Annotated in this window: 5 protein-coding genes and 1 pseudogene; 3 read left to right on the forward strand and 3 right to left on the reverse strand. The window is 45.1% G+C overall.

Translation table 11 applies throughout. From position 1 onward, the window contains the following. Nucleotides 1-359: 359 nt before the first annotated feature. Both OQY15_RS22255 and OQY15_RS22260 read left to right on the forward strand, forming a co-directional pair. On the forward strand, nucleotides 360-989 hold the full coding sequence (locus OQY15_RS22255; protein ID WP_265794367.1) for a DUF6266 family protein: 630 nt from the start codon (nucleotides 360-362) through the stop codon (nucleotides 987-989). 20 nt (nucleotides 990-1009) lie between these two features. Beyond that, on the forward strand, nucleotides 1010-1678 hold the full coding sequence (locus tag OQY15_RS22260; protein WP_265794369.1) for a DUF6266 family protein: 669 nt from the start codon (nucleotides 1010-1012) through the stop codon (nucleotides 1676-1678). Here the strand turns inward: OQY15_RS22260 and OQY15_RS22265 are convergent. From OQY15_RS22265 to OQY15_RS22275, 3 genes are read right to left on the reverse strand one after another with little or no spacing between them, the layout of a single operon-like run. Continuing rightward, nucleotides 1662-4922 carry a glycosyl hydrolase gene (locus OQY15_RS22265; RefSeq protein ID WP_265794370.1) on the reverse strand — a complete coding sequence of 1087 codons (3261 nt, stop codon included), beginning with the start codon at nucleotides 4920-4922 and terminating at the stop codon, nucleotides 1662-1664. The two genes, OQY15_RS22260 and OQY15_RS22265, sit on opposite strands and share 17 nt — an antisense overlap. A gap of 19 nt (nucleotides 4923-4941) precedes the next feature. Further along, on the reverse strand, nucleotides 4942-8511 hold the full coding sequence (locus OQY15_RS22270; protein WP_265794372.1) for a glycoside hydrolase family 2 TIM barrel-domain containing protein: 3570 nt from the start codon (nucleotides 8509-8511) through the stop codon (nucleotides 4942-4944). Then, entirely contained in the window at nucleotides 8426-11074 is a 2649-nt protein-coding gene (locus OQY15_RS22275) for a family 78 glycoside hydrolase catalytic domain (RefSeq protein WP_265794373.1), read from the reverse strand. The genes OQY15_RS22270 and OQY15_RS22275 overlap by 86 nt, the downstream gene beginning before the upstream one ends. A gap of 276 nt (nucleotides 11075-11350) precedes the next feature. Between OQY15_RS22275 and OQY15_RS22280 the strand changes: the two are divergent. Beyond that, a pseudogene (locus OQY15_RS22280) lies at nucleotides 11351-11780 on the forward strand (hypothetical protein); the annotation flags it as partial.

An 11780-nucleotide genomic window follows, 5' to 3' on the forward strand; every position in this document is an offset into this window, starting at 1 on the left:
GAACTAAGAATCCGAAAAGCGTAAAGGAGAATTTCGGTGCGAATACGAAGTTTTTGAAATCGGTGTTTCAGCGAGTATAAATTTGCGGGTGATGCCTTTATTGCAACCCAATCCTAAATGGACTTCTTGTAGCATTCGTGTTTATTCTTAACAGGCTGTTAACGGGCTGTTAGCAGGCTGTTAACAGGCTCAAATGAGACATTTCAGCCTGTTAACAGCAGGTTATAAGCCTGCTCATACCAAAGTAAGTTTAATTTAAAACTTTCCAGAATACTTCCTTGATAATTTTTTTTCTTAACTTTGTAACATACTGATTTATAGTCAGTCAAAGGTTTATTATTCACTTAAATTATATCAACATGGCTATTAGAAAAGGTCGGGTTTTTAAAGGAAAAAAGGGTGATACTGTTACGTACACTTTGAATGGTCAGGAAATACAACGCAGCATCGGTGTGCGGATTACGCCCTTTACGAGCGCTGAACTCGTTAATCAGTCTGGGCTCGGACTGACGAACGAATTACTTAAGCCCGTGAAGCCATTTGTCAAGCATGGCTTTGAATTGCAGGGAAAGAAAAAACACAGCGCTGGTTACAGTATGGCAGTAGGGTACAACAAAAAAAACGCAATTAAGCATAGTCTCCTGGGCAATGAAATTGAGTATGAAAAAGTTCTTTTTAGTCAGGGAGAGATTACTGTCAATGCAGAAACTACAGTCATTGTGGTAAAGGGAGGACTGGAATTTCAATGGGATGCAGCGCTGATGGAAAAGGGGATGAAGAGAAATGATCATGCCATGCTTTTGGCCTACTGCCCGGAGAAACAGAGTGCATTTTTTGAACTATCGGGAGCAAGGAGAACAGCCGGCAGGGATTTTCTGGAAGTCACAGCCTATCATCAAGCGGTAACACTTGAGCTTTACATCACTTTTGAGTCGGCCGACCGCAAAAGTATTTCAAACAGTTTTTACATCGGCCAGTTAAAATATTAAATCATTTAATTTAGAACATTATGTCAACAATTCGACCAGGCAGTTTAGGCCAATTCAGAGGAAAGATAGGCACGGTAGTCGTGGCCAAATGGAGGGGTATATATACGGGAAGAAGTACACCAGGGAAATCTACAAAACCGGCTTCAAAACCTCAGATGGATCAGCGGAAAAAGTTTGGAACTATCTCTAGTTTTCTCAAATACTTTTCAAAAGAGATCGCTGTGGGCTGGGCCAGTGCCAAACCAAAGAAAACCGCGATGAATGAAGCTGTAGATTATCACTTTGATCATGCTTTACTGGGTACGTACCCTGAGTATCAGTTTAACTATGAGGCATTGTTAATCAGCAGGGGAAGGGGTATCATAGATGGAGGATTCAGGCCTGTGGCTGTTGCGACTGCGGAAGAGTCAGTAAACATTTCATGGGTGACGAGCAACTCTACATCAGATATTACACAGCCTACAGATCAACTGACTGTGGTATTCTTCGACGAGAATATCAGGCCTGGTAGGTTTGGAGTGACAGTAAATGAGCGTATTGCGGAGAGACGCGAATTAAACGTCAACGTTGATGTCCCTTTTGTGATGATGGGGCATCCCTTGCATGTATACCTATTTTTTGTCTCTGAGGATGGAAAACTGGCATCTAGAAGTGAGTATTTGGGAATAGTAACTATTTTTCGATCATAAGCGTCAGCGGTCCCAGCAGTCCGGCTTCCTGTAAGGGCGTGCCAGACAGGCGGTAGGGTGCTGTAGTATGCGTAATGCGCTTTGCCTCGGGCAGCTGCTGATCACCGATCAGGCGGTTTGCCCAGGTATTGGTCACCTCAATCTCAATAAGATTATCCCCTTTTATCAACAGCGCGCTGATATCCAACCTGAAAGGTGCGGTCCATAAGGTTCCCGCACCTTTACCATTGACCTTTACTGATGCCAGATTGGCTACCCTGCCAAGATCCAGCCATATTTTTCCGGAGGGCATTTTCGGCAATTGAACCCTTTGCCGGTAAACCGCTGTTCCCGAATAGTACCTGATCAGGGAATCTTTATTTTTCGACCAGTCTGAAAGCTGCTCAAACGTCACAACCTTGGCGGGACCTCCATATGCAGTATCAAATGATACTTTCCATTGAGTTGGCAGCTTCTGCAGGACAGTAAATTCCGGCCAGTTTCTGGCTACATTAACTTTTACGGTGCTGTCACTGAAAATTACAAAAGCTGATGCATTTGCTTCCAGCCTTAGCGGAACATCCGTTCGGTCTGCAAGACCCTTTCCTGCTCCCAATTCCCTTTTATGATCAGCTGCGGCATCATACAAATAAGGATATTTATCTTTGATCCTGAAAGAAGCCTTCAGCGTTCGCTGCTGATCCTGCTGATTGGAGATAAAGTAGATATCTTCATGATCAGTTCTACGATGGTTCCAGGCGATTTTCTCTGCCCTTTTACCTGTTGAATCTGTAATCAAAAGATCAGGTGATACACCAAATTTTTCAAATGTACTATCCTGATAAGCACCCTCATCCGCCGCTACATATATATGCGCACCAGCTTTTTTCAGGGATTCCACTTTCGCTCTCAGGTAAGGGGATAGTATTCCTTTACTGGGATCCATGGGATTACCGACAGGAAATACCAGTAAGGCATAACTCGCTCCTGATGAAAAAACTACCCTGCCATCCTTGACTCCGGCGTTCATTAATACGTCAGGATTGAACGAATCGTAGGCATAACCATGCAGCGGATCTGTCCAGTCCTGCGGGTCAGTGATATAAGCAGAATGGCGGACACCGGCAGGTGATTCTGCTAAAGGTAGTCCCACATTCGCCATTCGCTGCTCTTCCTTCCGCACTCTTTCAGCTCCAATAATACCCGGAAGCGTCTTCAGCAGCCGTTCCGGAAGCAGTGCCCGACGTGGAAACTCCTCGCCGGTAAATACGGCAATATCCGTAACCGGTATACCTTTCTGGAGCCAGGCCTGGCTCCTTGTGGCATAGTCTACCCATGCCTTTCCTGGTTTCCACCAGGTCTGGTCGCGCTGGAAATACAAACCCACACCGTCTAAGGTCATTCCTGGTTTGCGGTTTGTCCAGGGGTTATGGGTAAATACATGATAAACCAGTTTGTTGATCCCCAGCGCATAATTCCTGTCCTGCAAAGTTTTTAACATGCCGGGATGTTCGTTCCAGGTCATTCTTACGGTGGTAAATGCTTCGGCCTGAATGATATTCTTACCATAGATATGTCCTCCGGAAATGGCATCCAGCATATCATTAGGTTTGTCGTGCGTAGGACTGTTGAGCCAAAATTCTCCCATCGGTATGTCTACCCTTTTGTAGTGCAGCAGCCCATCACTCAGCATTGTTGGTGCTACACTTTCAGCAGTAAATACTACGCCTTTTTCTTTAGCCAGATCAGCGAGCGTCTGGTAGAAAGTATCGGTTACCAGTTCTGCGATGGTCTTCCTCACATCGTATAATATAGCTTCAGACTTGTCTGCACTTTCTATAGGAATACCCGCCATCACTGGCAGCCAGGATAATAAGTCATAACCTCTTCTTTTTTTGAATTCTACAGGAAAAGCGTCCGACCAGTTCTGGCTTCCGCATTCCCAGCTGTCTACATGGAAAACCCGCAGCACCTCTTTCGCCAGTTCGGGACCTGCCTGACGGATGGCCTCTCCATACCAGGAATCGAACTGTAGCCTGATCGCTTCTTTATTAAATTTGTCAACTTCCAGTCCCGCTCCGCCACCACCTGTAGCATTCGTATGTCCGGTAGAGGTATGTCCCATTCTGATGATTGACCATTTGCCGCGGGGAGCTTTCCAGCTCAGCACACCATCGGCTGTCATATGCTTACTCAGGTTGATCATTTGCTGCACTGGTACAACATCTTCCGCAGGGAACTGCTCAGCACTGCTGCGTTCACTGATTCTCCAAACCTCTCCGTTTTTACTTTCATACTGATTGATTTTTGGTGCTGAAGATAGTTCCAGTGCGGTAAGCCTGAGTGATTGTTTCCATTTCGCAGCATCAAGATCTTCGGCACCAGGTTCAGAACCTGCGGGATCATAAATGAACCTGAAATACTTTGCAGTGGTGGGGATAATCGCATGCGTTACATCCGCATCTGTATCCTGCCAGCCATGGCGTGGCGGATGCAGGCGCCCGATGGAGCGGAAAGTTTTTCCATCATCACTCACTTCGATCAAAAGTCGGTGTGCCTGGTAGTTATTACCTCCCGTTTTGATGACGATGCTCCTGCAGGTAAAAGGTTTTTCAAACTGATACTGTATCCAGCAGGGCTGATCAGTTTTAAATGGAGGAATTTTGCCCGGAGTATTCGCAGTTAAAGCACTGGCTTCTGCTGATTTGTCATTGAGGCTGGTTGTGATTAATGGTTTTGTATTTCTCGTCGACAGCTCAGTGCCATCCTTTTCAGGATAGGCATAAACTGCAATATCCTTATAAAAATTTTCTTTGGTTTCTGGCTGGGGAAGCTTTATGCGGAGCGTTTTACCTCCTGTTACGCTGACTTGACTTGATACCACCTTTTGCATAGAAAGTTCCGGCCTGATCCATGGTCCGCCTGCCAAAGCAAAACCGTCACTGACATGCATGCCTATTTGTAAGCCTAATCTCGAAGATTCTTCAAATGCATATCTCATCATGTCCCACCAGACCGGGGTCAGCTGCTCAACCACAGGAGTAAATACCGGCGGTGTGGTCGCACATTTGATCGGCATCAGGTAGGCACCGCCAATACCTGCAGCCTTCATCGCTTCCAGGTCCGCACGAATACCTTCTTTTGATACACTGGCCTGCATCCAGTACCAGAATACCCAGGGCTTTGCCGGATCCGTGATCTGCTGTGCAGTGGTACAAAAGGGCATCCATATGATGAGCAAGAAAATCCAGATGACTAAACGCATATATTTTATCTTTTTTATCCTAACGGCAGCTTAACCTATAAACCGTTTCTCCCAAACCTTTGGCCTTTGCCTTTACATAGATATAGCCACCTTTTTCAGCAGATTTCAGTACCAGCATACATTTTCCTTTGAAAGCTTTAATCTCAGGTGCCCTGAAAGAAGAAAGGTTGGCCTGATAGCCATTATCCACCCCTGCAATAACACCCTGCCCCTCTACAGAGAAAGAAATTAACTGATCTGCATCAGGAACCAGGTTGCCCTGCTGATCAGTAACCTTAACCGTAATGAAGGCAAGATCTTTTCCGTCAGCCCTGAGCTCAGATCTGTCTGCTTCCAGCACAATCCGGGATGCTTCAGCGGCTGTATGTATTACTGAAGAAAGCACCTCCTTACCATCCCTGCGTGATACAGCTTTGAGCGTGCCTGGCTCAAATTTCAATTGCCAGGAAACATGAAGGTCATCTCCTTTTTTCCTGATGCCCAGCGATCTTCTGTTCAGGAAAAGTTCCACTTCATCTGCCTGACTATAATATGCCCAGACATCCACCATCTCGCCTGCTTTCCAGTTCCAGTGAGGAAAAACATGTAGTACTGGTTTATCGGTCCATTCGCTCTGGTACATATAATACACATCTTTAGGAAAACCTGCGAGGTCTACGATACCATAGTAAGAACTCCTTGCCGGATAAGGATACGGAACCGGCTCTCCGAGATAATCGAATCCAGTCCACACAAAAAGGCCCGACATAAAATCACGTTTTTTAACCTCTTTCCAGGCGCGTTCATGAGTGGTACCCCAATAGGCGGCAGTATTGTCATAAGCGGATGTGGTCCAGTCGGCATTCCCATTGACTACATATTTCTGTTTTCCACTTGCCGGCCAAAACCTGATGGTATCTGAGGGCTGGTATACACCCCTTGTTTCCAGTGCCGATGTGGTTTCAGAAGCAATAAATTTTTGTCCGGGGAAGTTGACAGGCAGCCGATCGTAATCCTCAAATTTATAATTGAATCCCATAATGTCCAGCGCCCTGGCTTTGGCGATAAAATTCTTGCTGCTATCCGTTTCCGTGAGTGCCGAAATCACGGGGCGGGTCTGATCCAGCGTCTTCACTATTGCTACCAGCTCCTTTGTAATCCGTGTTCCTGTAGTATCAAACTGTTCCCGGATTTCATTGCCGATGCCCCATAAGATCACTGAAGGGTGGTTTCTGTCCCTTTTCACCATATCTTCCAAATCTTTCCTGTGCCATTTCACGAAGTCCAGCGAATAATCATATTTGTTCTTCTTCTTTTTCCACATGTCAAAAGCCTCATCCATGACGAGGAAACCCATCTGGTCACAGAGGTTCAGCACTTCTGCTGCCGGTGGATTATGCGAAAAACGTATGGCATTACAACCCATATCTTTAAGGATCTGCAACTGTCTTTGCATTGCACGGTGATTAATGGCTGCACCAAGCGCTCCAAGATCATGATGCATACAAACTCCCAGTATTTTCATCGACTCACCGTTCAGTGAAAACCCTTTCTTGCTATCAAATGAAAAATATCTTATCCCCGTAGTGGTACGGTACTCGTCAAGCAACTTTTTACCTTCGTAAACACGGGTGATGAGGATATACAGATTGGGTTTGGCGGGCGACCATAATTTTGGTTGATCCAGTTTAAAGCTCTGGTCAATCTGGGTCAGTGAATCTTTTAATACCTGTTTATGTTGTGACTTTGCGACCTCCTTGCCGGAAGGGTTATACATTGATACTTCAACGGTTACTTCCCTTGGTTTACTGACAGGGTGCCGCAGGACTGTGATCTGCCTGATTGTTGCCTGCTGAGCACTTACTTCAGGTGTAGTTACAAACGTACCCCAGTGATCCACTGCGACACTGCCTGTGCTGATCAGTTTTACGTTACGGTAAATCCCGGAACCGGAGTACCATCTTGAATTGGGTTGCATGGAGTTGTCCACTTTGACAGCGATCACGTTCTGTTTATTTCCGAAATGAACAAAATCCGTAAGGTCATATCTGAAGGAGATATAACCATTTGGTCTTATTCCGAGGTAATGTCCATTGATCCAGACTTCACTGTTCCGGTAGATACCTCCAAAATCAATATAGATGCGCTGATTTTTTAGTTCTTTTGCCAGATGAAAAGATTTACGGTACCAGCCTTTTCCTCCCGGGAGGGCACCACCGTCATTCCCTGCAGGATGTTCAGCACTGAAATTCCCCTCAATGCTCCAGTCGTGCGGTAACGTAATCTTCCTCCAGCCCTGATCATTAAACTGAGCTGAAGAAGCCTCTTTGCTATCGCCTGTCTGGAATTTCCAGTTGCGGTTAAAGTCCAGTTCCAGTCTTTGGGCCTGCTGTGGATTTGCTGCTGCGAAATTGAGCTTACTTGTCCCAAGATCCTTTGATGTAGCTACTGCAATTCCTCTTTGTCCGGCTTTGTTAACCGCACAGTAATAATGATAAACGATACCCTTGTGTTTAAGGACGAAGGACTTATGCGCGAATTCCTCATCATAAGGCCTGGAAGACCCGATGAGGTTTGCACCATTCCAGTCTGTCCAGTTGACCAGGTCTTTCGAGGCTGCAAATCTGTTGAACCCCCCTTTACGGTCATTCCAGAAAGCACCAAAGTAAAACATGACGTAGGTGTCACCGATTTTTTGAAGAACTCCATCGCCGGTGATCCCTGCAGGATGGTGGACTACAGGTTCTGTTTGATATCTTTTCCAGCTGAGCATATCATCTGATACTGCCATGCCTATTCTCTCATACCAGCGTGTTTTGATATTATTTTTTGCTGAGTCGCCATTGGCGTTATAATACATGACAAACTCATGTCCGGTAAGTTTTTTTTGATCGTGGATGATTGAACTTTTGAAGAGTTTTCTGTTTTCCCACCAGCGCACATCCTTATCGGTAGCAGTCAGGACAGGTTGATCCAGCCTGTTCCACTCATGCGGCACCGAGGGCTGAGTTTTTGTATTTGCAATGCCTATCGACAGATCGCCGGCTTCATAACCTTTGGTGTTTCCGCCAAAGTAGGACATCCAGTACAGGCCTTTATACTTTTTCCAGGCATAACTGCCTCCCCATGTCAGGTCCTGCAATGCAATGTATCCAGCTTTCTGGTTGGCATCCCAACGGGTACTATCCGCAGAAAAAGATAACAGTTTACCTTTAGTTTTCCAGCTGAGGAGGTTATCGCTCTCTGCCAGCCAGGTTTCGTAGCCCTTCCCGTCAAATACGATGTAGGTCATCAACCATTTGTTCCCTTCACGAAATACACTCGGGCAGTCTAACTTTTTATCTTCAGAGACCGGTACAACTGCCAGTCCATATTTGAACGGTGTCTTCACTTCTTCGTAAAGCTGCTGCATCTTTTCCTGACTGATCGCATTGACCGCAGAAGATTGCGCCACTGCAGCGGAGGATAAGAAACAGAGAAAAATAAGGAGTTGAATGACTTTATAATTGGGCATGGGTTGATGATTATTGTACGATAAATTGATATTTTCCAGATCCTGTCCGGATGAGGGCACGGCCTTTTGCAGCAAGCCACCGGACAGCCCTGCCACCTTCTGTAATCTGTTGTCCCTTTGCAATCGGGATACTCAGCTCAGCAGTGGTATTTGCGGGAATCTCTACCTCAAGCTGAAGACCTTTGCTTTCTACTTTCCAATTGGTGGAGATACGGCCATACGGTGAATCGTAGCTCGTTTCGGCATGAGTCAGACCTTGTACGATTTCAGGATGTATGACAATCTGTTTAAAAGCAATGGAATTTTCTTCCTGCCGGATTCCACCAATTCCACTGTAAAACCATTCCATCAAATGTCCAAGCATCAGATGATTGTTAGATACTGAGGGTAAAGCCTGCCAGGATTCTGTCAGGGCCGTGGCGCCCTGTGCGAGCTGATATCCATATCCCGGCACATCCGGATTACTGTTCATTTCATTGATTACATCTGAACGGCCTTCCTGTTCCAGCACGCGCAGCAGGTAACGGTATCCGATATCACCAGATGTCAGGCTGTTTTTGTTTTTCCTGATGTCTGAAATGATATTATTAAGTACAGCGGTTTTATGCTCCGGCAAAACCAGCTGCATATAGATGGCCATTGCATTGGCGGTCTGGCTACCCGTTGCATAATTATTGGTTTTCCCGTTGAAGAATCGGGTGTTAAAAGCTTTTCTCACTTCAGCAGCGAGCACCTTATACCTTGAAGCATCAGTTGTTTTTCCCAGCAGTCTGGCGGTTTTCTCCAGGATACAGAGGTTGTAGTAATAGATAGCGGTCGCCGTGACACCCATGGTAGTAAGCTGCGACACCCCTGGGGGTTTTGGCCCCAGATCGTACCAGTCGCCCAATCCCTGAGTTAAAATATGGTGGTTGGCTTTAGTTTCCAGATAAGCCGCATACTTTTTCATCATGGGATAAGCCGCAGTGAGTCCACGTTGATCGCCATACCACTGATATAAGTACCAGGGCAGGATAATACTGCTGCTTCCCCACTCGGGCGAATCGCGGAACATGTCACCTCCCCAGGTGAAGATTGTATATTCAGGAGCGATTTCAGGCACCAAACCACTTTCGGTTTGCGATAAACTCATGTCTTCTATAGATTTATGCAGAAGATTTTCCACCTGATACGTGTAACGCAGGGAGCTTCCCATCAGATGCAACTGCTCCAGCCAGCCCAGCTTTTCCCGGTGGGGGCAGTCGGTAAAAACACTCATCATATTACTTTTCACAGCCAAGTCGATCAGCTTTGCCGTTTGGTTGAACAAGTCACTGGAGCTGTTGAAAGTCCCTGCATTTTGCGCAGCATTTCTAACATGCAGACCAGTTACTTTCGTGATTTCAGGACTTTCATTTTCTGCAGCAGATGCACTTCTAAGGGACTCAATCTGCAAATACCTGAATCCATAATAGCTGAAGCGGGGTTCCCAGGTTTCTGCATCAACCCCCTTGAGGATGTAGCTGAAGTAAAATGGCTTTCCGGATGCTTTCTGATTGGCCGTACCGTCGGTATTGATGAGTTCTGCAGGGCTGATCCTGATGGTATCCCCTTTATTTCCTTTGACTGATATCCTGGCAATGCCTGAAAAATTTTGTCCAAGGTCATAAACTGAAGTATGTTTACTGATTTTGGTAATCTTTTGAGGATTGAAGTTTTCAAATATCTTTACCGGGCCTGCCTGCTGGGAATTTAACACCGGGGGTCCACTTGTTGATTTAGCAAGGCTCCATTTTTTATCATCAAATCCCGGCTTGTTCCAGCCTGATTGTTCTTTGCGGGCGTCATAATCTTCACCACCATAAATACTTGAAAAAGTGATGGGGCTTTCGGCAGATTTCCAGGTTTGGTCACTGATGACATTTTCTGAGGTACCGTCCGTATAATTGATCAATAAACGGCAGATCATTTTAGGATATCCGTATTGAACCAGCAGTTTTTTATAACGTTTTTTTTGTTTAGGAATATAGTAAAAGCCATTTCCCAGCATTACGCCAATAGCATTGGTACCATTTTTTAAAGCTGTAGTTACATCGAAAGATACGTATAATGCTTGTTTCTCGTAATTTGTCCATCCCGGATCGAGGAAATGGTCGCCAACCTTGCTGCCATTGATACTGAGCTCAAAATGCCCGAGGCCCGAAATAAATAAGGTAGCATCTTTTATCTTTTTGCTGATGTTGATTTCTTTTCTGATGAGGGGTAAGACATCGTTGATGGTACCACCGTTTTTGTCACGCTCTCCACGCGACGAGGGTAAGATTCTGGCAGAATCTGGCAGGACCTCATGGGCAATCCAGTCTGCGTTCTTCCAGTCGGCCCTGGTGAGGAGGCCCATTTGCCAGTGATGTGAGTCGCTCCATACGGAGCTATTCCCATGATTGTCCCAGAGCATGATTTTCCAGTAATAGGTCTTTGCAGCGCTTAGGGCTTTACCTTTGTAACCTACCTGGATCGAAGCAGCAGAGCTGACTTTTTTTGAATCCCAGATATTACCGGTATTGCTTTTTAATATTTGAGGATCATCTGCTACGAGAATGCGATAGGCTGTCTGAAGAGTATTCCGCTGATCGGAATCTATCATCCAGCTTAAACGTGGTGCCGCTGTTTCAATGCCCATCGGGTTTGTCTGCTGTTCACATTTGAGATCACTGGATCTTATTGATTGTGCATTAGCAAAAACAACTTGAACAATTAGTAAGAGAAACGGGGCAAACAACCTCATCGGCAGCGAAAGATATTTGGTTTACGGATAAAACATAGATACAGGATATGTATGCAGGTTTCATCTAGGATCTTATCTAAGTTTTATGAAAACTTAGCAAGGCTCTTCTAATGTTAGAATTAATTTAAAATTTAATTATATCGTTTAATTTAACTGAATTAAATTTGAGGAATGTTAGAGCATTCTGGTACACATCAACAAGGAAATCAGTATGATAAAGTAATCAAAGAAAATCTAGAAAATACCCTTCCGGTAATTATAAAGGACATTCTTGGACTGCGGATAGCTATGTCTGAAGAATTGCCAGATTCCGTACAGCACACCAAAGAGAGAAAACCTGATGCCTTAAAAAAAATCATTGATTCTGAGGGGAATGCATACATCCTGCAGATTGAATTTCAGTTAAATGATGAACGCGAAATGATCTACCGGATGGCGGAATATAGCATCATGCTCATGAGGAAATATCGGTTACCGATTAAACAATATGTCATTTTTCTCAGAGATGCGTACCCAAAAATGTCAACATCTTTGGATACCGAGCATCATAAATTCAACTATACGCTGATCAGGTTAAAAGATGCCAGTTATAAACTTTTTT

It is taken from the genome of Pedobacter sp. MC2016-15 (genome assembly GCF_026239695.1).
Taxonomy (GTDB): Bacteria; Bacteroidota; Bacteroidia; order Sphingobacteriales; family Sphingobacteriaceae; genus Pedobacter.

Bases quoted from the DNA above. Each gene is read 5' to 3' on its own strand.
- OQY15_RS22260 (WP_265794369.1), top strand. From the start codon at position 1,010: ATGTCAACAATTCGACCAGGCAGTTTAGGCCAATTCAGAGGAAAGATA.
- OQY15_RS22265 (WP_265794370.1), bottom strand. From the start codon at position 4,922: ATGCGTTTAGTCATCTGGATTTTCTTGCTCATCATATGGATGCCCTTT.
- OQY15_RS22275 (WP_265794373.1), bottom strand. From the start codon at position 11,074: ATGGGCATTGAAACAGCGGCACCACGTTTAAGCTGGATGATAGATTCC.
- OQY15_RS22255 (WP_265794367.1), top strand. From the start codon at position 360: ATGGCTATTAGAAAAGGTCGGGTTTTTAAAGGAAAAAAGGGTGATACT.